The 23,551-nt window shown below is 63.3% G+C and carries 20 protein-coding genes; 6 read left to right on the top strand and 14 right to left on the bottom strand.

Annotated features, from left to right (window positions below; translation table 11 throughout):
* Positions 1 to 8: 8 nt before the first annotated feature.
* From ASE71_RS16595 to ASE71_RS37500, 5 genes are all read right to left on the bottom strand, one after another.
* A complete protein-coding gene (locus ASE71_RS16595; protein WP_034804041.1) occupies positions 9 to 1,607 on the bottom strand; it encodes an L-aspartate oxidase in 1,599 nt (532 codons plus the stop codon).
* 55 nt (positions 1,608 to 1,662) lie between these two features.
* A complete protein-coding gene (gene nadA, locus ASE71_RS16590) occupies positions 1,663 to 2,742 on the bottom strand; it encodes a quinolinate synthase NadA (RefSeq protein ID WP_060522227.1) in 1,080 nt (359 codons plus the stop codon).
* Between the two features lie 173 nt (positions 2,743 to 2,915).
* Positions 2,916 to 4,154, bottom strand: a complete 1,239-nt coding sequence (locus ASE71_RS16585; protein ID WP_034804045.1) for an MFS transporter — start codon at positions 4,152 to 4,154, stop codon at positions 2,916 to 2,918.
* A 98-nt stretch (positions 4,155 to 4,252) separates the two neighbouring features.
* Positions 4,253 to 4,660 carry an AraC family transcriptional regulator gene (locus tag ASE71_RS37505; RefSeq protein ID WP_320410609.1) on the bottom strand — a complete coding sequence of 136 codons (408 nt, stop codon included), beginning with the start codon at positions 4,658 to 4,660 and terminating at the stop codon, positions 4,253 to 4,255.
* Positions 4,654 to 5,118: a cupin domain-containing protein gene (locus ASE71_RS37500; protein ID WP_320410608.1), complete on the bottom strand. Its 465-nt coding sequence runs from the start codon at positions 5,116 to 5,118 to the stop codon at positions 4,654 to 4,656. Before ASE71_RS37500 ends, ASE71_RS37505 begins: the two co-directional genes overlap by 7 nt.
* Positions 5,119 to 5,245: 127 nt before the next feature.
* Between ASE71_RS37500 and ASE71_RS16575 the strand changes: the two genes are divergently transcribed.
* A complete protein-coding gene (locus ASE71_RS16575; RefSeq protein ID WP_060522108.1) occupies positions 5,246 to 6,178 on the top strand; it encodes a phytanoyl-CoA dioxygenase family protein in 933 nt (310 codons plus the stop codon).
* A 46-nt stretch (positions 6,179 to 6,224) separates the two neighbouring features.
* On the opposite strand, the gene ASE71_RS16570 is transcribed toward ASE71_RS16575, so the two are convergent.
* The 3 genes from ASE71_RS16570 to ASE71_RS16560 all read right to left on the bottom strand — a co-directional run bounded on the left by ASE71_RS16570 (position 6,225) and on the right by ASE71_RS16560 (position 10,799).
* Positions 6,225 to 7,076, bottom strand: coding sequence for an MOSC domain-containing protein (locus tag ASE71_RS16570; RefSeq protein WP_060522107.1), 852 nt, complete (start codon positions 7,074 to 7,076; stop codon positions 6,225 to 6,227).
* Between the two features lie 180 nt (positions 7,077 to 7,256).
* A complete protein-coding gene (locus ASE71_RS16565; RefSeq protein ID WP_034804057.1) occupies positions 7,257 to 7,913 on the bottom strand; it encodes an HD domain-containing protein in 657 nt (218 codons plus the stop codon).
* Between the two features lie 6 nt (positions 7,914 to 7,919).
* A complete protein-coding gene (locus tag ASE71_RS16560) occupies positions 7,920 to 10,799 on the bottom strand; it encodes a DUF2339 domain-containing protein (RefSeq protein ID WP_060522106.1) in 2,880 nt (959 codons plus the stop codon).
* Positions 10,800 to 10,994: 195 nt separating this feature from the next.
* On the opposite strand from ASE71_RS16560, the gene ASE71_RS16555 reads away from it, so the two are divergent.
* The gene (locus ASE71_RS16555) at positions 10,995 to 13,007 is read left to right on the top strand and encodes a PhoX family protein (RefSeq protein WP_060522105.1); all 2,013 of its coding nucleotides are present in this window, start codon (positions 10,995 to 10,997) and stop codon (positions 13,005 to 13,007) included.
* 180 nt (positions 13,008 to 13,187) lie between these two features.
* Here ASE71_RS16555 and ASE71_RS16550 read toward each other — a convergent pair whose 3' ends face one another.
* Entirely contained in the window at positions 13,188 to 13,697 is a 510-nt protein-coding gene (locus ASE71_RS16550) for a PaaI family thioesterase (protein WP_034804064.1), read from the bottom strand.
* 16 nt (positions 13,698 to 13,713) lie between these two features.
* Complete coding sequence (gene recO, locus ASE71_RS16545) at positions 13,714 to 14,460, bottom strand: DNA repair protein RecO (RefSeq protein ID WP_060522226.1); 747 nt, start codon at positions 14,458 to 14,460, stop codon at positions 13,714 to 13,716.
* Between the two features lie 214 nt (positions 14,461 to 14,674).
* On the opposite strand from recO, the gene ASE71_RS16540 reads away from it, so the two are divergent.
* Positions 14,675 to 15,418, top strand: a complete 744-nt coding sequence (locus tag ASE71_RS16540; protein ID WP_034804083.1) for a L,D-transpeptidase — start codon at positions 14,675 to 14,677, stop codon at positions 15,416 to 15,418.
* A 103-nt stretch (positions 15,419 to 15,521) separates the two neighbouring features.
* Here ASE71_RS16540 and ASE71_RS16535 read toward each other — a convergent pair whose 3' ends face one another.
* Complete coding sequence (locus tag ASE71_RS16535) at positions 15,522 to 16,004, bottom strand: SRPBCC domain-containing protein (RefSeq protein WP_034804086.1); 483 nt, start codon at positions 16,002 to 16,004, stop codon at positions 15,522 to 15,524.
* 50 nt (positions 16,005 to 16,054) lie between these two features.
* Between ASE71_RS16535 and ASE71_RS16530 the strand changes: the two genes are divergently transcribed.
* From ASE71_RS16530 to rkpK, 3 genes are all read left to right on the top strand, one after another.
* Positions 16,055 to 16,378, top strand: coding sequence for an ArsR/SmtB family transcription factor (locus ASE71_RS16530; protein ID WP_034804089.1), 324 nt, complete (start codon positions 16,055 to 16,057; stop codon positions 16,376 to 16,378).
* 77 nt (positions 16,379 to 16,455) lie between these two features.
* A complete protein-coding gene (locus tag ASE71_RS16525; protein WP_060522104.1) occupies positions 16,456 to 17,472 on the top strand; it encodes an NAD-dependent epimerase in 1,017 nt (338 codons plus the stop codon).
* A gap of 169 nt (positions 17,473 to 17,641) precedes the next feature.
* Entirely contained in the window at positions 17,642 to 18,955 is a 1,314-nt protein-coding gene (gene rkpK / locus ASE71_RS16520; protein WP_060522103.1) for a UDP-glucose 6-dehydrogenase, read from the top strand.
* A 33-nt stretch (positions 18,956 to 18,988) separates the two neighbouring features.
* Here the strand turns inward: rkpK and ASE71_RS16515 are convergent, their stop codons facing one another.
* The 3 genes from ASE71_RS16515 to ASE71_RS16505 form a co-directional block, all read right to left on the bottom strand.
* The gene (locus tag ASE71_RS16515; protein ID WP_034804097.1) at positions 18,989 to 19,306 is read right to left on the bottom strand and encodes a hypothetical protein; all 318 of its coding nucleotides are present in this window, start codon (positions 19,304 to 19,306) and stop codon (positions 18,989 to 18,991) included.
* A 195-nt stretch (positions 19,307 to 19,501) separates the two neighbouring features.
* Positions 19,502 to 21,811, bottom strand: coding sequence for a Tex family protein (locus tag ASE71_RS16510; RefSeq protein WP_034804319.1), 2,310 nt, complete (start codon positions 21,809 to 21,811; stop codon positions 19,502 to 19,504).
* Positions 21,812 to 21,951: 140 nt separating this feature from the next.
* Entirely contained in the window at positions 21,952 to 23,259 is a 1,308-nt protein-coding gene (locus ASE71_RS16505; RefSeq protein WP_051659668.1) for an SAM-dependent methyltransferase, read from the bottom strand.
* Between the last annotated feature and the right edge of the window lie 292 nt (positions 23,260 to 23,551).

Genomic DNA, 23,551 nt, shown 5'->3' with positions numbered 1-23,551 from the left:
GCGTGAAATCACGCCGCTTCCGTCTCCGCCAGTTCGCTCGCCAGGCGGTTGGCGTCGGCGAGCGTCAGATAGGTGCGGCGGCGCCATTCCGGCTGTTCCTGTGGGCAATCGGCGCGGAAGTGACCGCCGCGGCTTTCCGTGCGCCGCAGCGCGCCGACGGCGATCAACTTGGCCGTGGTAATAATGTTGGTGAAGCGCATGCGGGTGTTGTCGCGCTCGAGCTGTGCGATCTCGCGGATCGCCTTTACCAGGCTCTCGCGGGTTCGGATCACGCCGACGCAATCGCTCATCACCTGGCGCAGGATCTTCAGTTGCGGGCTGTCTTCGACGGTCACCGGATCGTCGTTCTCGCCGGCATTATCTCCCCATTCGGTAAGCTGCGGCGTCGGCAGCGTGCCCTTGATGTTTTCGGCGATGCGGGCGGCAAAGACGACGGCTTCGAGCAGCGAGTTGGAGGCGAGCCGGTTGGCGCCGTGCACGCCGGTGGAGGTCACTTCTCCAGCAGCCCAGAGACCATCGATCGAGGTGCGACCTTCGGCATCGGTGAGCACGCCACCCATGTGATAGTGAACCGCCGGCACGACCGGGATGGCTTGCGTCACCGGATCGATGCCGGCCGCCATGCAAGAGGCATAGACCGTCGGGAACATCTCGGGGAAATGCTTGCCCACAGCCTTGGTGCAATCGAGGAACGCGCCGCGGCCGGCCTGGACCTCGGCAAAGACACCACGCGAAACGATGTCGCGCGGCGCAAGCTCGCCGTCCGGGTGGATATCGAGCATGAAGCGATGGCCGGCGGCGTTCAGAAGCTGGGCGCCATCACCGCGCAGCGCCTCGGTCGCGAGCGGCGCCGGATCCTTGCCGATGTTGATCGCCGTCGGGTGGAACTGCACGAATTCCGGATCGGCGATGATCGCGCCGGCGCGGGCGGCCATGCCGAGCCCCTGCCCGCACGCTTCCCACGGGTTGGTCGTGACAGCATAGAGATGACCGATTCCACCGGAGCAGAGAACGACGGCACGGGCCGGGAAAGCCACGCGCTTCTTCGACTGGCCGGCATCGGGCCGGGCGATGACGCCGGAGATGAACCGGCCTTCGCGCACGAGTTCCTCGACCACATAGCCTTCGATCACGCGGATCGACGGCGTCCGGCGGACGGCGGCTATCAGCGCTTCCATGATCGCCTTGCCGGCCATGTCGCCCTTGACGCGGACGATGCGTCGCTCGGAATGGGCCGCCTCACGCGAGAGCAGCAGCTTGCCTTCGAGATCGCGATCGAAGGGCACGCCATATTCGAGCAGATCGTGAATGCGCGCCGGGCCTTCGGCCACCATCATGCGCGTCATCTTCTCGTCGACGATGCCGGCACCGGCGGCCAACGTGTCAGCGACATGTTTCTCGAAGGTGTCGCCGGGGCTCATGGCGGCGGCGATGCCGCCTTGAGCCCAGGCCGACGAGGCGCCGTGGCCGATCGGGGCTGCGGCAAGGATCGTCACCGGTCTCGGGCTCAGTTTCAGCGCGCAGAAGAGGCCGGCCAAGCCGCCACCGACGATGACGATATCGTCAATCCCGTTGAAGGATTGCGGGCGGAAATGGTCGGTCAGCATGATTCATTCTCCTCCAATGCGCATGCCTGCATCCGGTATGACCCGGCGGAAATTGTTACTGCTTGAGGTTCACCATGCGCTCGACCGCAAGGCGGGCGCGATCGGCGATATCAGGATCGACGAGAACCTCCTCCGTCATGGTCAGCAGGCTGTCGAGGATCTTCGGCAGCGTGATGCGCTTCATGTGCGGACAGAGGTTGCACGGCTTGACGAACTCGACGCCTTCGATCTCGGCCTGGATGTTCGACGCCATCGAGCACTCGGTAACGAGCAGCACCTTCGACGGGCGATTGTCCTTGACGTAGTTGATCATGCCGGAGGTCGAGCCGGCGAAGTCGCAGACGGCGATCACGTCCGGGTGGCATTCCGGATGTCCGATGATCTCGATGCCCGGATTGGCTTCCTTGTAGGCGAGCAACTCGGCGGCGGTGAAGCGCTCGTGCACCTCGCAGTGGCCCTTCCAGGTCAGGATCTTCTTGTTGGTCTGGCGCGCGACGTTCATCGCCAGGTATTCGTCGGGAATGCAGAGAACCGTGTCGGATTCCAGGCTCTCGACGACATCGAGCACGTTCGACGAGGTGCAGCAGATGTCGGTCTCGGCTTTCACGTCGGCAGACGTGTTGACGTAGGTGACGACGGGAACGCCGGGGTAGCGCTGCTTCAGCAGGCGGACATCGGCGCCGGTGATCGATTCCGACAGCGAGCAGCCTGCCTTGGCGTCGGGGATCAGCACGGTCTTTTCCGGACTCAGCAACTTCGACGTTTCGGCCATGAAGTGCACGCCGCACTGGATGATGATTTCCGCATCGACTTTGGCAGCATCGCGCGCGAGTTGCAGCGAGTCGCCGACGATGTCGGCGACACAGTGGAAGATGTCCGGCGTCTGATAGTTATGCGCGAGGATGACCGCGTTACGCTCCTTCTTCAGCCGGTTGATGGCGTGCACATAGGGCGCGTAGACCGGCCACTCGATCGCCGGGATGAAATCCTTGACCTTCTCGTAGAGATGCTCGGTTTCGCGCGCGATCGCCGGCGTAAAGGCAAGCTCGGGCCTTTCGATGATGCCGAAGCGCTCAGCGGCGCTGACAAAACCCGGTTTCGCCACGGCCGCGGTGCGGGGTGCAAGGCGCGTCATCGACATCTCCTCTCCGCCCCTCTTCCTGGGCGGGTTTTCAATTATGCTCACTCTGAGCATAATTGAACCAAAACAAAAGCGGCAAAGCCGCATGGGTTGATTTAGAAAGTTTTGTGACAGAATTCAAGAATAGAAGCGCCGCTTTTCGCGGCGCTTCTGATTTTGGTTCGCGATCAGGCCATCGCCGGCCGTGCCACGCCCTTCTCCTCGATCGGCCAGTGGACGATTGCGGCGAAGACGCCGAGGGCTACACCGAGCCACCACACCGGATCGTAGGAACCGAAGTGGTCGTAGAGGTAGCCGCCCATCCACACACCCAGGAATGAGCCGACCTGGTGCGACAGGAAGACGATGCCGCCGAGCAGGCCGAGGTGGCGCGTACCGAACATGATCGCGACCAGCGCATTGGTCGGCGGCACGGTCGAAAGCCAGAGCAGGCCCATAACGATGGCAAAGACGATGACCGAGGTCGGCGTCTGCGGCAGCAGCAGGAAGGCCGTCACCGCCACCGAGCGCGCGATATAGATCAGCGCCAGGAAATAGGGTTTCGAGTAGCGCTGGGCGATGAAGCCCGCCGACAGAGAACCGATGATGTTGAAGAAGCCGATGAGTGCCAGCGCGATCACCGCATAGCGCGCGTCGATGCCGATATCGCCGATGTAAGCCGGGAAGTGCGCGGTGATGAAGGCAACCTGGTAGCCGCAAACGAAGAAGCCGGATACCAGCAGCAGGTAGCTCTTGTGGCCAAGTGCCTCCTTCAGCGCCTCGCCGATCGACTGCTTGAATTGCGCCTCGCTCTGGCGGCCGGAGGACGCGTTGCCGCGCAGTGGGATCGCGAAGAACGGCACCACCAGCATGAGGACGCCGAGATAGACCAGGCTGTCCGACCAGCCATAGGCCGAGATCAGCCCCTGGCTCAGGGGCGCGAACAGGAACATGCCGGCCGAGCCCGCCGCCGTGCAGATGCCGAAGGCGAGCGACCGCTGATGCGGCGTGACGTTGCGGGCAAAGGCGGAGAGCAGGATGCCGAAGGAGCCGGAGCCCACCGCCATGCCGACGAGCACGCCGCCGCCGATGTGCAGCCAGATCGGCGCGTTGGCGAAGGCCATGATAAAGAGACCAGCAGCGTAGAGAAGGCCCGACATGGCGAGCACGCGCCACGTTCCGAACTTGTCCGCAATCGCGCCGAAGAAGGGCTGGCTCAGGCCCCAACAGAGGTTCTGCAATGCCATGGCAAGGCCGAAGGTCGTCCTGTCCCAGCCCGTATCGGCGAGCATCGGCAGCTGGAAGAAGCCCATCGCCGAGCGCGGGCCGAAGGTGAGCATCGCGACGACCGAGCCGGCCGCAATGATCAGCCAGGGCATCTCCTGACGGGCACTGGACGGCGCGGATGCTCCGGAAACAGCGGACATGGAATCTCTCCGATTGATGGAGCGCGATCCTAGGCGGCTGCTAAAACAGATAAAAGCCAATTAAATTGACGCCGCAATCACCGGAATTGATGCCTTGATCAAGCGGCGCTGCGGAACCGGTCGCGAAACGCTCTCGGCGTCATGCCCTTGGCCGCCTTGAACTGGCGATTGAAGTTGGCAAGCGAACGATAGCCGACGGCATCGGCGACATGAGCGATCGAACGCGCCGAACCACTGAGCAGCGCGCAGGCCTCGCCGATCCGCAGGCGCATCAGATATTCCGAGACCGGCATGTTGAGGTGGCGCAGGAACAGGCGATGCAGGCCGGAAAGGCTGAGCGCGGCCAGATCCGCGAGTTCGTCCATCGACGGGTTTTCGGCGTAATGCAGGTGGATATGGTCGAGCACCCGGTCGAGGCGGCCGCGGTCGACCGATCGGCCTGATGGCGTGACGACCCGGCTCGACAGTGGTGTTACCGCCTGCTCGCGCGCCAGGATCGTCAGCATTGACAGGACGTCCGGCAGGCGCTGCTCCGGCGCCAACCGGCGCAACCCTTCGAACAGCGGCGCACGCGGGTGGCCACTTCCGGCGTGAACTGCAACCCTGGAGCCGAACGCTCGAACATCGCCTTGACGCCGGCGAGTTCGACGAAGCCCTCCTCCAGGCGCTCCACCCATTCCGGATGGAACCAGAGCACCAGCGCCACGTGCGGCTCGGCCTCGTCGATCTTACCGGCGGAGTGCCAGGTGTGCGGCAGGTTGGAGCCGACCAGCACAAGGTCGCCGTCGTCATAGGCACCGATATGGTCTCCGATGAAGCGCTGGCCGCGCGAGTTGAGCGTCAGCGTCAGTTCGAACTCGGGATGATGGTGCCATTGGAACGGGATGGCATCGTCGAGCCGGCGGTCTAGCAAGATTGATGAGGCATTGGTCGGCCTCGAGATCTTCTGCAAAACAGCCTTCATGTTGCACCATTCGCTTCTCAGAAGCCAGAATAGTATCAATGTAGGCAGGCTGCGTGCAACAGCGGCACCGTTGAAAGGGCTAGGTTTTCTCCATCACCAATCAAACCTGCCAGGCGAGGAGATCCCCATGCAGCCACTCAGAGACAGTCACCCGACGGCGGCCCATCTCGATATTCAACTGAAGGACATCCGGAAGCGGCTGCCTCTGCGCGTGCTTTCGGAAGCGGACTGGCAGCACTGGATCACCAAGGGCTACGTCATCGTCCGTCAGGCGGTACCGGCGACCAATGTCGAACGGCTCGTCGAGTTGCTCTGGCGCTTCGACGAAAAGGATCCGGCCGACCCTTCGACCTGGTATGCGCCGCAGCGACGCGAGCACAAGATGAAGGAACTCAACAACACCGGCATGCTGGAGATCTACAATCACCAGTATCTCTGGGACAACCGCCAGGAGCCGCGCATCTACGGCGCCTTCGTCGACATCTGGGACCGCGAAGACCTGTGGGTGACGATCGACCGCGCCAACCTCAACCCACCGAAGAAGGTCAAGGGCAATCCCAACGGCTTCATCCATTGGGACGTCGACACCTCGATCCGGCCGCTGCCGATCGGCGTACAGGGCGTGCTCAGCCTCAAGAAACAGGACGGCGACGTCGGCGGGTTCCAATGCGTGCCGGAACTGTTCGAAAACTTCGAAAGCTGGGAGAAGACTCAAAGCGCCGACCGCGACCCGATGCACCCCGACATGACCGGTCTTTCGACCGTCAACATCGAGATGGAGGCCGGCGACCTGATGATCTTCAACAGCCTGCTGGCCCACGGCGTGCGACCTAATCATTCCGATGGCCGCGTGCGCATGGCGCAGTACATTTCGATGCATCCGGCAGAATGGGGCAATGTCGCCGAGCGCGAGGAACGGGTCAGGCTGTGGCGTGAGCTCGACCATCCGAAGCGCGACGCCTTTCCCGGCGATCCGCGCGAATGGGAGAAGCACAACGCCTCCCCTGCCAGCCTTTCGGATCTGGGCGCCAAGCTTCTCGGTATCACGCCCTGGGCTTGATACCGAGAAACGCGTGAGATCGTTTCCGTCCGGAATTGCTTCTGAACTAAGCCGAAGCACGCACCTTCATCGGCCAGCGCTCGCCGCGTCGGCCGATGATCTTGACCTCATCGCCGAGCTTCACGGTGCCTTCGCTGCGCGGCACCGCATTCCAGCCGAAGAGCACGCCGGTCACGCGGCGGTCGGCCGACATGCGCTTCTCCGCCAACCCCTGGATCGGATTGCCGCCGATGCGCTCGCCGGTGATCTGGTCCTGGGTCGTCATGATGCAGCGCGAGCAGGGTTTGACGAGATCGAAGCGGATGCCGCCGATCTCGACGATCTCCCAGAAATCCTCCTCCCAGGCTTCATCGCAGTCGACGAGGATGTTGGTGCGGAACCGTTCCATGCCGACCGGTTCCTGGCCCTTTTCGGCGAGCGTCCGGTTGAGATCGGCAAGCGAACCCGTGGTCGTGATCAGGATCGGAAAGCCATCGGCAAAGCCGACGGGTGCGGCCGCTCCTGCCCATTCGGCGCCGACGAGCCGTTCGGCCGAGGCGTCCATATGGGCGAGCCTGACCGGGCGGCCGAACCATGAAGAGAGAACCTCGTCCGTCGTTTCATCCGACACGGCGGCATCGACCTCGCTGCCCCAAACGACGACGTTCAGACGACGGTCCGGATCGAAGCGGACGGAGATCTCCCGCTCACCCATCCTCAGGTGCACGCCGCCATCGATGTGGCTCGCCTCAACCTGCGCCAATGTCTGCAGTTCGCGCTGGGTGATAAAGCGCCCATCCGGCTGGATCAGCATGAAACGCCGGTCACCCTCGACGCCGTCGAGATTGACCGAGACCGTCTCGCGGGCAATCGCGCGACCGCTCTTCAGCGGATGAATATTGAGGCCGGTCACCTTCATGGACAGTTCCTTCCATCTTCAAAAACTGATTCAAGCGCCTGACGATCCGATTCACCGGGCGGCTGCAATCCGTTGAAAGGCCTAGATCATTTCTCGGTTTGATGGAAACGGAGAAATGTTCCGGTGCAATCGGCGCGGCACAATCGCTCGCAGAAAAGCGCCCCACGCCCTTCCCGGCAACTAGATTTCATCCAGCATCATGGCGAGCACGTCGCGTAGCCGCTGCTCACGCTCGTGAGCCAGACGGCGGCCGGCCTCGGTCTTGAACCCGTCAGCGAGCCGGAAGAGCTTGGTCTCGAAATGATCGATGGCGAAGGCCTTGTCATCGAGCGCCCGCGCCTCAGCCAACGGATCGAGCGGGTCGTAAAGGCCGCTGCCCATGCGCCCGGCGATGTAGAAGCAGCGGGCAGCGCCGACCATGCCGATCGCATCCAGCCGATCGGCATCCTGAAGGATCTTCGCCTCCAGGGTTTCCGGCGGGATGTTCGCCGAGAAGCTGTGCGTCAGGATGGCGTGCGCCACCGCGGCAATCTCATCCGTGCCCCAACCGAGATCTTTCAGAATGCCCGTCGCCTTTTCGGCCGCCAGTCGTGATGCCTGCGTGCGCAGGGGCGAGTTCTTCTCGACCGAGACGCAGTCATGCAGCAGCACCGCGGCGGCGAGCAAACGCGCCTCACTGCCCTCCTCCGCCTGGATGCGGGCGGCATTCTTCCAGACACGGATCAGATGCGCGGCATCGTGCGAGCCGTCATCGGCGGCGAAGGCATGCGGCAGCAACGCCGCCGCAAGTTCCTCATGCGGCGCGAAGGCGGCCGCGAGTTTCGAAATCTCTGTCATGATGTCCTATTGCTGTTCGGCAGGCTTTGCCGGCGCCGTCGGTGCAGCGCCGACGCCGGACAAGATCTTCTGGTAGAAGAGCCCTATCCCGATCAATACCCCGCCAAGGCCGATGAAGGACAGAGCCCGCAGGAAACCTTCGAGGTTGGACATGTCGATCAGGAACACCTTCAGCACGGCAACGAAGACCAGAACGGCCGACGCGATGCGGATGCTCTTGGCATGGAAGCGCGAGCCGAGCACCAGCAGCAGCACGCCGAGCAGCAGCCAGACGACCGAATAGGTGTAGGTCTCGCCCTGCAGAAAACCCTTCCAGTCCGCGATGTTTTCCCCCTGCCAGACACGGCGGACCGTGAGGCTCGCCCAGGCGAAAGCAAGCACCGCGCCGCTGACCGCAAGTGCCATGACATAGGGCAAGGGCCGCTTGTCGCGTGCATACCAGGCGAGCCCCGCATAGCCGAGCCCCGGTAACAGGTAACCGATCAACAGCAGGTCGAAGAACGGGATACGCCCCAGCAGTTCGCCGCTGAAATAGGGGTTGAGGCCGAGGAGATGCGCCGAAAGCACCGACAGCATCGAGAGCACGCCGAGGCCCATGCCGCCGTAGCGGAAGACCGGGCTCGGTGATTTCATGTCGAGGCTCATGAAGATCGCCGAGGCGCCGATTGCCAGCAGCGTGTAGATCGACTGCTCGCCGAGGGTCGGCACCGCGCTGTCGAGCACGCCGCCGTTCATCGCATGGCGCACCAGGATCGCGAGCGTCAACAGCACGAAAAGGCTGGCAAGCGCCTGCAGCAGGTTGCGCACGCGCGTGCCTGGCCAGGATCTCAGGAAATAGGCGGAGCCTGCAAGCAGCACGGCGGGAATGCCGTAGCCCGGCAACAGCGCATTGAAGACGGGCGTAGTGCCGAGATTGCCGGCACCGACGATCGTCGGCTCCCAGGCGATGCGCCCGAGTACGACGACGGCCGCTGCACCAGTCATCCACGGAAGAATCGGCCAGGTGCGGATCCGCGTGGCGAGCGCATAGGCCGTTCCAAGCACGGCGATCGCAAGCGTCGTGACCAGCCCGTCCGTCCAGGCGTGGAGGGCAAGCACGAGAAAGGTGAAGGAGCCGGCCACCAGCAAGCCGGCCGCCGTATCGCGCGCCATCGCCTCGCTTTCGCGGCGGTAGAGCCAGTCCGCAAGCGCCAACAGCGCCGCCCCGGCGACGAGTGAGAACAGGCCGTGCGGCAGGTCGAAGGAATAGTTGCCGGTCATCAGGAACGACATCGCGACGAGCGCGACCGGAACGACCGCGGCGATGCCCGCCCAGAGTGTCGAATATTGCGGACGGGCGACGAGCCGGCGCGACAGCACGAAACCGCCGAGTGCGACGAACAGCGCCGCAAGCATCATTGCGGTGATCATCGCGGTGCGCCCGGGCAGGACGACTGCCGGAAGAGCGTCGGCCAGCGAGGGATCGAGATAGGCGAGCACGCCGCTCAGCGCCGTCAGGCTCCAGACGCCAGCAACAGCGCCGACCGCTGAAAGCACGGCGGGATAGACTGCCGTTGTCCGCCAGGCGCCCAACGCCGCCAGCGCCGCAACGACAACCGCAAACTCCGCCACCGGAAAGCGGACCGCATAGACTGCCGGGCTGATGAGGAGGAGCGCAAGCATGGTGACGACGATCGCGGCCGAAATGGAGATTGCCGCGTGCGGTGGAACGAACAGGCGTTCCCATGGCCCGACGACGGCCCGGGGTCGGGTTGTCGCTTCGGTCGGCTCCGGCATTTCGGACCCTTCAGTCGCATCACGCATTTCGCGCGCTTCTGCCACTGGCTCCCGTTCGATGGCGGCCGGCCAGATAAGTCCGATGCCGGCGATCATCACGAGTAGGATGAAAGCGACCGGCCGTGCTTCGAAGGGCGATGCCGCAGCGACATAGGCAAGGCCCCAGAGCCCTATGCCAACATTGGCAAGCGTCGGCACTACGGTCCATCGGCGCAGCCGCGATGCAAGCAGGGTCGCGAGCCAAACGATCGCGAGGAAACCGAAGAGAACCCAGGGGCGCGGTTCGTTGCTCGAAACCAGCGCCGGCGTGATCAGCGAGGCAAGCAGGCCGAGGCCAGCGAGCGCCTGCCCATGCAGCAGCGACAGGCCGACGGTGGCGAGTGAAATCGCCGCCAGGAGAACGAAGGCCGTGCCCGTGCCGATATAGTCGTAGATGCCATAGGCGGCATAGGCGACCCCGAAGAGAGTCACGGCACCGGCCGCCGTCAGGATGCCGGGGATCATGGCGTTCTGGAATTCGTTGGCGATCACGGGCACCGCGCGCCGACGGATGACCTCGCCCGCCGCCATCAGCAGGAGGCCGAACAAGGCAGCAAGCGTCAGGCGAACCGCCGGGCTCAACAGCCCGGCATCGATTGAATACTTGACCATGAAGACGCCGCCGAGCGCCAACGCGATGCCGCCAACCCAGACGGCCCAACGGGCGCCGAGGCGGCTTTCCAGGCTTTCGGTCTGACGGGGTACGGTTGCGACCGGCTGCGGTGCTTCCGTGCCGGCAGCGATCGTCTCCTCGCCCTCGATTTTGGCCGCGGCTCCTTCCGCATCGCCGAAAATCCGCGCGCCCTCGCGCGCGCTGGCCGAGAAGGCGGTAGCGGCATCGTCCAGCGTCTCTGGCTCCGGCGTCTCCGACATGGCCGGCAACTCGTCCGCAGCCGCAAACGCCTCGGTCGCCGTTTCAGCCGGGGCGCCTCCCCCCGGAGCGGCCTTCAGCGCCACGACCTCCGCCTTGAGGGCGGCCAGTTCGGTACCAAGACGCTCGGTCGTCCTGCGGTTGCCGAGATAGGCGGACAGGGCCAGAATAAAGGCAGCTAAAGCAATAAGTTCGAACATACTTTCCCCTGGCAGTCGCAATCGCCGGCGCACGCAACCATACAGACTTTTATGCAAGCGCCAAATCTATAGACGGCCGAGCGCTGTAATCTCTTCACGGAAATGTCGCAGAACTGTCATGGGGCAGCTGGTACAGGCGGATGAACACCGCTGCCTCGCGCGGTGGTTTCCATCGTTCAACCAGGAGACCCGATCATGGACAAGTATCTCGCCCAGACGGAAGAGACCGAATTCAAGACGCTGACGGAACGCAGGGAAGAGCTGGAAGATGTCGGCCACAACTGTTCCGCCAATCCGACGATGGGCGACATCATCCATCGTCGATTCTCGCGCCGGTCGTTCATCGGCGGCTCGCTGGCAGTTGCCGCGATCTCGACCACCGTCAGCCCGCTCGCTCTCCTGACCGCCGAAGAGGCACGCGCCGAGGACGGTTCGCGCTTCGACTTTACCGAGATCGAAGCCGGCGTCGACGAAAAGCACCATGTGGCCGAAGGTTATGATGCCGACGTCCTGCTTCGCTGGGGCGACAAGATCTTCGCCGACAGCCCGGAGTTCGACCCGAAGAACCAGACGGCCGCTGCCCAGGAAAAGCTGTTCGGCTACAACAACGACTATGTTGGCTTCATCCCGCTCGACGGCAGCGCCGACCACGGCCTGCTCGTCGTCAACCACGAATACACCAATGCCGAACTGATGTTCCCCGCCTTCGCCAGCGTCGTGAAGGAAAAGGTGACGAAGGACGGCAAGGAAGTCGAGGAAGAGAAGGTCGTTCTCGGCGAATACAGCAAGGAGCTGGTCGACATCGAGATGGCCGCACATGGCGGCACGATCATCGAGATCCGCAAGGTCGACGGCAAGTGGCAGCCGGTTCTCGACGGCAAGAACAACCGTCGCATCACCGTCAACACCGAGATGCAGATCACCGGCCCGGCCGCCGGTCACGACCGCCTGAAGACGCCGTCCGACCCGACCGGCAAAAAGGTGTTCGGCACGCTCAACAACTGCGCCGGCGGCGTCACCGCCTGGGGCACCTACATGATGGCCGAAGAAAACTTCAACGGCTATTTCGGCGGCGAGATTGCCGAGGACCATCCGGAATACAAGCAGCTGAAGCGGCTGGGCGCACCGGGCGGCCAGTATGAATGGGCGTCCTTCTACGACCGTTTCGACGTCTCCAAGGAGCCGAACGAAGCCAATCGCTTCGGCTGGATCGTCGAGGTCGACGCGCTTGATCCGACGTCGGTGCCGAAGAAGCGCACAGCCCTCGGCCGTTTCAAGCACGAAGGCTGCGAATCGATCGTCAACAAGGACGGCCGCGTCGTGCTCTATTCCGGCGACGACGAGCGCTACGACTATGTCTACAAGTTCGTGACCAAGGGCACCTTCAAACCTGACGATCGCGCCGCCAACATGGACCTCTTCGACGAGGGCACACTCTATGTCGCCAAGTTCGACGAAGACGGCACCGTCACCTGGATGCCGCTGACGCATGGCGAAGGCCCGCTGACCGAAGCCAACGGCTTTGCCTCGCAGGCGGACGTGCTGATCAACACCCGTCTTGCCTCCGACGCGCTCGGTGCCACCAAGATGGACCGTCCGGAAGACGTTCAGCCGAACCCGAAGACGGGCAAGGTCTACGTGATGCTGACCAACAACACCAAGCGCAAGGCCGAAGAAGTCGACGCGGCCAACCCGCGCGCCAAGAACGCCTTCGGCCACATCGTCGAGATCACCGAGACCGACGGCGACTTCGCGTCGCTGAAGAGCCGCTGGGACGTTCTCTTGAAGTGCGGCGATCCGAGCGTTGCCGAGGTCGGCGCTTCGTTCTCGACCGCCACCACCAAGAACGGCTGGTTCGGCATGCCCGACAATTGCGCCATCGACACCGATGGTCGCCTCTGGGTATCGACCGACGGCAACAACGAGAAGGACACCGGCCGCACCGACGGCATCTGGGCGATCGACACGGACGGCGCCGCCCGTGGCACGTCGAAGCTCTTCTTCCGCGTGCCGGTCGGCGCCGAAATGTGCGGCCCCTGCTTCAACCCGACCTCGGACACATTCTTCCTCGCCGTCCAGCACCCGGGCGACGCCGGCCTTGCAACTTACGAGACGCCGGCCACCCGCTGGCCGGACTTCCAGGACGACATGCCGGTGCGTCCGGCCGTCGTCGCTGTGACCAAGCAGGGCGGCGGCCGCATCGGCTGATCAGGACTGCGATTACAAAGAGGAACGCCGCGCCATTCTGCGCGGCGTTTCTTGCTTCCGACATTGCTTGAGCGACGCAATTCCGGGCGGAAAACCGCTTCGCACTTTTCCTGGAATTGCTCAGCTTGAAGTGACGCAATTCCGGGCGGAAAACCGCTTCGCACTTTTCCTGGAATTGCTTTAACGCCTGAGATTGTCGATCGGGAAGATGGCGCAGGTTTCGGTGCCGTGGGCGAGCAGCTTGCCGTTACGGTCGCGCAGCCAGGCTTCGGAGGTCGCGATGGTGCGGCCACGATGCACGATGCGCCCCTCGCAGAAGACCTCGCCCATATCGGGCAGCAGCGGCCGCACGAGGTTCACCTTGAACTCGACCGTCGTATAGGCCTCCCCAGGTTTGACGGTGGTGAAGACAGCGCAGCCGAGGGCCGAATCCATGATCGTTGCCGTCCATCCGCCATGCACTGTGCCAAGCGGATTGAGGTGTTCCTCGGTCGGCAGCCCCTTGAAGACCACCCGACCCTCCTCGACTTCGCTCAACCCGAACTTCAGCGTCTTCGACATCGGCGGCGCCGGCAGCTCGCCGCTCAAAAGATCTTGCATTGCCTTGAGACCGCCATCGCGGGCGACGCGGTCGAGCGACAGCACGCCGACGCCGGATACGGACATGCCGGGATAAAGCTCTTGGTACATCGATAACTCCTGGGAATCAGGCGGCTGAGGATTGCGCTTTCAGCGCCTTCAGCGCCGCATGGACGAAACCGTCGCGGGCGGAAGAAACGTCGAGGCCGCGCGGCTCATAGACATGGCGGTGGAGGAAGAAGGCGGTCAGGCGGAAAGCGGCGGCGAGGCTGTCGTGATCCGCAGCCCTTCGCGCTTCGGCCGAAAGGAAGTCCGGCAACGCCAACATGCGGTCGGCATAACGCTCTCCGGCCTCCCGGCAGACCGCCCTGCCCGATTTCGGCGAGACATAGACGAGTTCGGTACGAGCGCCGGTTGCAACGCATTCGGTGAGATCGAGCCCGAAGCCGAGGTCGTTGAGGACTGCGAGTTCGAAGCGCACGAACAATTCTCCGGCGTCGGCGGGATCGGCGAGATGGTCGACGATGACGGTCAGCGCCTCGTAGAGATGCGGATGCGGGTCGCGCTCGGGAAGCAGCCTAAGAAGAGCGCCGAGCGCCTGGATACCATAGACCGAGGTTGCCGTTTCCATCAGCCGGGCGGCCCGCAGCTCCACCGGTTCGATCCGGAATTCGCCCATGTGCTCGTCGAGCCGGGCGCGCCAGGTGACCTCCACCGAGTTGCCCGGCTGCAGCACCGGCTGCATCGTGCGCGAACGCCCCGAGCGCACCATGCCGAGATGCCGGCCGTGGGTAGCGCTCATGACCTCGACGATGGCCGAGCTTTCGCCGTGCCGCCGGATCCCGAGAATGATGGCCTGATCGCTCCATTGCATGGCTATGGCATACACCCGCGGTCGAAAGCGGATCAAGCTGTCTTGCGGAAGCAAAATGCCATTGCCGACTGTAGCCTTTCGGCCACACCTAATGGTTGCCTCATTTGCGACATGCTGTCGCCGCCCCGACGCCGTCTTTGACATTAGAACGGAAGGGCGGCAAAAGCCGTGTCTCCCGCCCGAAAATGACAATCAGCAGGATCAAAACCTTATTATGTGTGTGTCCCGGAACAGCGCCGGCCGCCTGGCGCAGCTCTTCGCCCTTCTTCTCGCCACCTCGACGCTCGCAAGCTGCGTCACCACGTCGGGGCCAGCCAAGCCGAAGGGACCGGATCCATACTATGTGGCAATGTACGGCCCGCTGCCGAACGAAAAATTCCCGCTGGATGCCATCGACATCAGCAAGGTCGACAAGCGCTATCTGCGCCAGCAGGTCGCCTATCAGACGCATGAGCCGCCGGGCACGATCGTGATCGATACCCAGAACCGCTTCCTCTACCTCGTGCAGGATGGCGGCATGGCGATGCGCTACGGCATCGGCGTCGGCAAGGCCGGCCTTGAGTTCGAAGGTGAAGCGCGGATCGCGCGCAAGGCCGAATGGCCGCGCTGGACGCCTACGCAAGAGATGGTGGCGCGCGAGCCGGAACGTTACGGCCCGCTTGCCGGCGGCATGGAGCCGGGCGTGCGCAACCCGCTTGGCCCCCGCGCGCTCTATCTATTCCAGGGCAACCGCGACACGCTGTTCCGCATCCACGGCACGACCGAGGCCTGGTCGATCGGCAAGGCCGTGTCCAGCGGCTGCATCCGTCTCTTCAATCCCGATATCATCGACCTCTACAGCCGCGTACCGGTCGATTCGCGCGTCGTCGTGCTGCAGGCCGAACCGCCGATGACGGAGCCGGCCGGCGGCATTCCCATGGCGAGCGCCGCCAATGGCGGCCTTCCTCCGATGTATTGAGACGCCGAATGCTCAGCCGGGCGCGCCTCAGTGACGCCCGGCGCATTCAGGTACATTAACGCCCGTCGCTCAAGTCGGCGCCGCACTGCAGACGACCGGCCGGCTAGGCCTGCGGCTCGAGCGCCGGCTTGCCTGAGAGTTCGCTGAGGTAATAGCCGTCGCGCAGGTTGATGCCGTATTCGAGCCAGGCCTTCATACAGGCGAGCATCTGCGACCAGCCCTCGCAGTTGACGTAGGAGCTCTTCTGCCCCTGCGCGTTCTCGCGCCAGCCGGTTTCGGCGATCGTCACCATCGTGGCGCCATCCTCCAGCGGCTGGAAGCGCATCTCCACACGGGTCTGGTAGGCATCCTCGCCCTCGGCGACCATGGCGCCCCAGCAAAAGACGATACGCTCGTTGGGCTCGACCACCTCCACCTGGATCGGCACCTCGCCCCACCAGGTCACGGTTGCGCCGGCCACCAGCGGCCCGCTGATGCCGCCGAGCGTCACGAAGTAGCGGCTGAGCTGGTCCGGATTGACGACCGCATCAAAAACCTGGGCGACAGGGCGGCCGATCCGTCCGTTCACACGAAATTCAAAGGGCATGGCGTATTCCTCCTGTCGGGGCCAACAAGAGTATGTTATAGAAACATAACATGTCAACCGATTCGAAAGACGACCTGGTATTCAAGGCGCTCGCCAACGGGCTGCGCCGGCAGATGCTCGACGCCATGCGCCAGGAGCCGCAGACCACCGGCATGCTCTGCGAGCGCTTCAGCAATCTCGACCGCTGTACGGTCATGCAGCACCTGAAAGTCCTTGAGCAGGCCGAGCTCGTACTCGTCCGCCGCGAGGGGCGTGAACGCTGGAACCATCTGAACGCATTGCCGATCCAGGCGATCCATGATCGCTGGATCAGCCAGTATGCCGGCCATGCGATGTCGGTGCTGTCCGCCCTGCAACAGGACCTCGACCGGTAACCAGACCGATGGTTTCGGCTTTCAATCGATCGGCTTTCTTCGTATGAACGGCCGATACGTAAATTGGGGACATCGTCGTGCGCTACCTCATCACCGGCACCGCAGGCTTCATCGGCTTTCACCTCGCCAAGCGGCTGATCGACGAAGGGCATTTCGTTGTCGGCTTCGACGGGATGACCCCCTATTACGACGTTACGCTGAAAGAGAATCGGCACGCGATCCTCGCTCGCTCGAACGGCTTCAAGCCGGTCGTCGGCATGCTTGAGGACAGAGACGCGCTGCGCCGGGCGGCCGAGCTCGCCGAACCCGAAGTCATCATCCACCTCGCCGCCCAGGCGGGTGTGCGCTACAGCCTCGAGAACCCGAAGGCCTATGTGGATTCCAACCTGGTCGGCTCCTGGAACATGCTGGAACTGGCGCGGGAGCTTAACCCTAAGCACCTGATGCTGGCCTCGACCTCCTCGATCTACGGCGCCAACGAAAAAATCCCGTTTGCCGAAACCGACCGTGCCGACGAGCCGATGACGCTCTATGCCGCCACCAAGAAGTCGATGGAGCTGATGGCGCACAGCTATGCCCATCTCTACAAGGTGCCGACCACTGCCTTCCGCTTCTTCACGGTCTACGGCCCCTGGGGGCGGCCCGACATGGCGCTGTTCAAGTTCGTCGATGCCATCCACAAGGGACAGCCGATCGATATCTATGGCGAAGGCCGCATGAGCCGCGACTTCACCTATATCGACGACCTGGTCGAGGGCATTCTCCGGCTTTCCCATGTGGCGCCGGCGGAAGAAAACCGCGTGCCGGAGGAAAAGGCCGAGGACACGCTCTCGCGCCAGGGGCCTTTCCGCGTGGTCAATATCGGCGGCGGGCAGCCGGTCGAACTGATGACCTTCGTCGAAACGGTCGAGAAGGCGGTCGGCAAGCCGGCGGTGCGCAACATGCTGCCGATGCAGCAGGGCGATGTGCCCCGCACCTACGCCTCCCCCGACCTTCTCGAAGCGCTGACCAATTTCAAACCCTCGCTTTCTGTCGAAGAGGGCGTGGCGCGCTTCGCTGCCTGGTACAAGGATTACTACAACGCGAACCGGTGAGCCGCTCACCAGCTACTCCCCACGGATTATTCTGCTGGCGGGACGGCTTGCTTTAAGCGCAATCGAGCATAAATGGGTGTGAACCTGAGCGCATAAGCAATTGCAAAAATACGCAATTGCACGTTCTATGAACTGAGCTCGCTGTGGAACACAACAAGGGAAAGAGCCTATGAAAATCACGATGATCGGCGCCGGCTATGTTGGCCTTGTTTCCGGCGTGTGTTTTGCGGACTTCGGTCACGACGTCGTTTGTCTCGACAAGGATGAGAGCAAGATCGACGCCTTGATGCAGGGGCGCATTCCGATCTTCGAACCCGGCCTCGACCAGTTGGTGGCCAGCAACGTCGCTTCGGGCCGCCTTACCTTCACGACTGATCTCGTTGCCGCCGTCGCCGACAGCGATGTCATCTTCATTGCGGTCGGCACGCCGTCACGGCGCGGTGACGGCCATGCCGACCTTTCCTATGTGCATGCGGCTGCGCGCGAGATTGCCGAGAACCTCAAGGGGTTCACCGTGATCGTGACGAAATCGACCGTTCCGGTCGGCACCGGCGACGAGGTCGAGCGCATCATCCGCGAAACCAATCCGGACGCCGATTTCGCCGTCGTTTCCAACCCGGAATTCCTGCGCGAGGGTGCCGCGATCGAGGACTTCAAGCGGCCCGACCGCATCGTCATCGGCCTTTCGGGCGACGACGCGCGGGCACGGGACGTGATGACCGAGGTCTATCGTCCGCTCTATCTCAACCAGTCGCCGCTGGTCTTCACCTCGCGCCGCACGTCCGAGCTGATCAAATATGCCGGCAATGCGTTCCTCGCGATGAAGATCACCTTCATCAACGAGATGGCGGATCTCTGCGAGCGGGTCGGTGCCAATGTCCAGGATGTCGCCCGCGGCATCGGCCTCGATGGCCGAATCGGCTCGAAATTCCTGCATGCCGGCCCAGGTTACGGCGGATCGTGCTTCCCGAAGGACACCCTGGCGCTGGTGAAGACCGCGCAGGATTATGACAGCCCGGTGCGGCTGGTCGAGACGACGGTGGCCGTCAACGACAACCGCAAGCGGGCCATGGGCCGCAAGGTCATCGCAGCGGCCGGCGGGGACGTGCGCGGCCGCAAGATCGCGATCCTCGGCCTCACTTTCAAGCCCAACACCGACGACATGCGCGACAGCCCGGCGATCGTGGTCGTCCAGACGCTGCAGGACGCTGGCGCCCATGTCATCGGCTATGACCCGGAGGGCATGGAAAACGCGAAGAAGGTGATCGACGGGATCGACTACGCCAGCGACCCCTACGAGGCCGCCAACGAAGCCGACGCGCTGGTGATCGTTACCGAATGGAACGAGTTTCGGGCGCTTGATTTCCGCCGGCTCAAGACCGTGATGAAGACGCCCATTCTCGTCGACCTCAGGAACATTTACCGCGAGGACGAGGTGGTAAAGCACGGCTTCAGCTATTCGAGCGTCGGCCGGTCGCTCTGACAGGAGCGGCTGCGCCCGCTCAGCCCCAAGAAGCTAGGCTTTCGGTATCGGCAAGGGTGGCAGGGTTTCCCAGCTCTTGCCGGCGAGGATGACGCAGCTTCGCCCATTGACGTCGGTGACGATCAGCGTCCAGCTGCCGTTGTCGGCAGCGTAGATCTCCATGATCGCCTGCTGGTTGATCAGCGCGGTTGCCGCCTGCTTCTCTTGATATTGCCGCGTCAGAAACGCGATCACTTCGGACCGGTCGGCACAATTGACCGGAGCCTGGGAGATCGCGGGAACGGGACGCGCCGCCACGCCCGCCGCCAAGAGGGCGACCAATGCCAGGCCGCGGATCGCACTGCCCACCATCACCGAACTCCTTTCACCGGACGCCCGGCGAAGGAGTTTGCGTTGACCTTTCCGTCGCCGGCCGGCTGCGGCATGGGCACAATATGTCCGCGCCGCCCTGCGGTCAGTATGGTGGAAAGGCCGGATTATTACAATTAGCTAATTTATAGAGCATGCGGCCGCAGGCGCCGGATGCGCCCGCGGCGAAGGCCTGCCCTATTTGCGCTTCATCGCTTCCATCAGCGCCGCACCGAAGGCGCCCTGAGCCGGTTGCTTCGGCTTCTGCTGGCGCGGGGCGGGACCACGATTGTTGTTGCCGCCCGGCGCGCCCGACCGCGGCTCGCGGCCCGTCTCGGCGCCACCATCCTTGCGCATGGTGAGGCCGATCCGCTTGCGCGGAACATCGACCTCCGTGACACGAACGGTCACCACATCGCCGGCCTTTACCACCTCATGCGGATCCTTGACGAAGCGGTCCGCGAGCTGGGACACGTGCACGAGGCCGTCCTGGTGCACGCCGATGTCGACGAAGGCGCCGAAGGCGGCGACATTGGTCACGGTGCCCTCGAGCTGCATGCCGACCTTCAGGTCCTTGATGTCGTCGATACCGTCGGCGAAGGTCGCGGTCTTGAAGCTCGGGCGCGGGTCGCGACCGGGCTTTTCCAGTTCCGCAAGGATGTCCTTGACCGTTGGCAAGCCGAAGCGCTCGTCGACGAAAACCTTCGGATCGAGGCTCTTCAGCGCGACGCTGTCGCCCATCAGCGCACGTACGTCGCGACCACAGGCAGCAACGATCTTCTTGGCGACACCATAGGCCTCCGGGTGGACCGACGAGGCGTCGAGCGGCTCTTTGCCGTTGGGAATGCGCAGGAAGCCCGCGCACTGCTCGAAGGTGCGCGCGCCGAGCCGTGGCACGTTCAACAGTTCCTTGCGGCTCGCAAACGGGCCGGTCGCATCGCGATGAGCGACGATCGCCTCGGCGGAGGATTTGCCGAGGCCTGAAACGCGCGCCAGCAGCGGCGCAGAAGCCGTGTTGACGTCGACGCCGACGGCATTCACCGCGTCTTCCACCACCGCATCCAGCGAACGGCTGAGCTTCGACTGGTCGACATCGTGCTGGTACTGGCCGACGCCGATCGACTTCGGCTCGATCTTCACGAGTTCGGCCAACGGATCCTGCAGGCGGCGGGCGATCGAGACCGCACCGCGCAGCGAAACGTCAAGACCCGGGAATTCCAGGGCGGCGGTTTCGGAAGCCGAGTAAACCGAGGCGCCGGCCTCGGAAACGATGACCTTGGTCGGCTTCGGCGCCGGGAGCTGCGAGAGCATGTCGGTCACGAGCTTTTCGGTTTCGCGGCTGCCGGTGCCGTTGCCGATGGCGATCAGCTCCACCTTGTGCTTGCGAATGAGCGAAGCGAGTTCCGCCTGGGTGCCACGGACATCGTTCTTCGGCGGAAACGGGTAGACGGTTGTGGTTTCGAGCAACTTGCCGGTGCCGTCGACGATGGCGACCTTGACGCCGGTGCGGATGCCCGGATCAAGCCCCATGGTCGCCCGCGATCCCGCAGGTGCGGCCAGCAGCAGATCCTTGAGGTTGCGGGCAAAGACGTGGATCGCCTCTTCCTCGGCGCGCTCACGCAGTTCGCGCATGAGATCGAGCGACAGCGACATGGAGAGCTTCACGCGCCAGGTCCAGCCGATTATCTCGGCAAGCCACTTGTCGCCCGGCAGGTGGCCACCGACATTGTAGGCGGCGGCGATCATGCGCTCGACCGGCTTGACCGGCGAGGTATCGTCCTGGTCGACGACGATATCGACGGACAGCACCTCTTCGTTCCAGCCGCGCAGCATGGCCAGCGCGCGATGGCCTGGCGTCGTCGCCCAGCGCTCGGAATGATCGAAGTAGTCGGAGAACTTGGCACCGGCCTCCTGCTTGCCGTCGACGACCTTGGCGCGCAGGAAGGCGGCCCCCTTCATGTGGTTGCGCAGGCGGCCGAGCAGATCGGCATTCTCCGTCATGCCTTCGGCGATGATATCGCGCGCACCATCGAGCGCCGTCTTCACATCGGCCACCTCTGCAGTCAGGAAGGCCGCGGCGCGGTCGGCAGGTGCTATGGAGCGATCAGCAAGGATCGCTTCTGCCAGAGGCCCGAGGCCACGCTCGCGGGCGATTTCCGCCTTGGTGCGGCGCTTTGGCTTATAGGGCAGATAGATGTCCTCGAGTTCGGCCTTGGTTTCGACGGCGGCGATCTTGGCTTCGAGTTCGGCGGTCAGCTTGTCCTGGCCGCGGATCGATTCGAGGATCGATGCACGGCGCGCCTCGAGTTCGCGCAGATAGGTCAGCCGTTCCGAAAGCATACGCAGCTGCGTATCGTCGAGCCCGCCCGTCACTTCCTTGCGGTAACGCGCGATGAACGGCACCGTGGCGCCCTCGTCGAGCAGCTCGACCGCCGCGACGACCTGCGAAGGTGTCGCCTTGATTTCGCTGGCGATGATGGCGGCGATGGGTTTTGCAGGGCTGGCCATATGGGAATTCCGTCTTTGCTGTTTGATCGGCGAACATAAAGGCGCAGACCTTGAAGGCCAAGTGAAGGCCTTCAGCGGAAAACCGGAACTCCACAGAAGATGGATCGGCCGCCCCGCTTTCAGACGGGACGGCCGATGGTTCAGCACGCCATGGCGGCAGGCTCGACATGCTCCTGCTCGGGCACGACGTCCCAGGTGTTGACTGGCTCGAGCGGCGGCCGGCGCTTTTCGAACTCGATCAATTGCCGCTCCCTCTCCTCGATATAGCCGCGCGAGGCCGGGACGGCACCGAGAGATGGTGAGATCTGCAGCTGGAAGATGAAGTGCTTGTCGTAGAGGAAGGCCGTCTCAGACGCAGCCAGATAGAACTCCCACATGCGGAAGAACCGCTCGTCATAGAGCTTGATCGCCTCTTCGCGCCGGGCGACGAAACGCTCGCGCCAGGCTTTCAACGTCCAGGCATAGTGCATCGGCAGGATTTCGACATCCTTCACCAGCAGCCGCGTGCGCTCGACGGAAGGCAGGACCTCCGAAATCGCCGGGATATAGCCGCCGGGGAAGATGTACTTCTCGATCCACGGGTTGGTGGCCCAGGGCTTGTAGATCTGGCCGATCGAATGCAGCAGCATGACGCCGTCGGGCTTCAACAGCGCGTTCATCTTGTCGAAAAAGTTGCCGTAGTTGCCGATGCCGACATGCTCGAACATGCCGACCGAGACGATGCGGTCGAACTGCCGGCCCTGCAAAGTGCGGTAGTCCTGCAGTTCGAAGCGGACCCGATCGGAGAGCCCACGCCTGGCGGCACGATCCCGCGAGACCTTCAGCTGCTCTTCGCTGAGCGTGATGCCGGTGACCTCAACGCCCGAGGATTCGGCCAGATACATGGCCATGCCGCCCCAGCCGGAGCCGACCTCCAGCACCTTCTGGCCCGGCTCCAGCAGGAGCTTTGCCGCGATATGCCGTTTTTTGGCGAGCTGCGCGGCATCGAGCGATATGCCCTGCGGTTGAAAATAGGCGCAGGAATATTGCCAGTCCTCGTCGAGGAATAGGTCGAAAAGCTTGCGATCAAGGTCGTAGTGATGGGCGACGTTGTGCCGGTTACGATTGACCGGGATTCGGCTGAGCAATTGCTGACGCAACACATGCCACAGGCCGGTCATCGTGTTGGTGGCATTGGCCGCGTTCTCGATGCCGTTTTCCTTGACGATCGAGAGCACATCAAAGATGTCGCCCTTCTCGATGACGACACGCCCGTCCATATACATTTCACCGAAACGAAGACCGGGATCACGAACGATCGCCGCCTCCGCCTCCGCATCGATGATGCGGATTGATGCCGGCTTTCCGCTGCCGTCACCCAGGATCACTTTTTCACCGGAAGAAAATACAACCGTCAGGTTACCGTTGCGCACCAGACGGCGAAGCAATGTCAACAATGCTGCATTCATATCCCACCCCTACCAGAGCTACCGAACGTGTCCTGGTGCATGAGAGATGCGAAGGGTCGGCTCTTTCGGGGCTTCAGGAGTGGTTGCGCGGGGCGCATCGGGAACAGGCGCCAGCGCGTCCGGAAGCGGCGAGAACCGGCACGGGCGTAGCCTCACGGGTATTCGGCGGGCACATCGCCGCGACTTCGTCAGGCAGCCGCCATCGGGCTCCTATCCATCAGAACTCAAATTAAGGTAGGAAGCTTCGATCGATTGACAATGGGTTCTTTATGGCCCCTCATAAATTTGTTTC

The organism is Ensifer sp. Root954, assembly GCF_001429005.1.
GTDB classification, from domain to species: Bacteria; Pseudomonadota; Alphaproteobacteria; order Rhizobiales; family Rhizobiaceae; genus Ensifer; species Ensifer adhaerens.
This window is presented reverse-complemented; position numbering and strand designations above follow the sequence as displayed.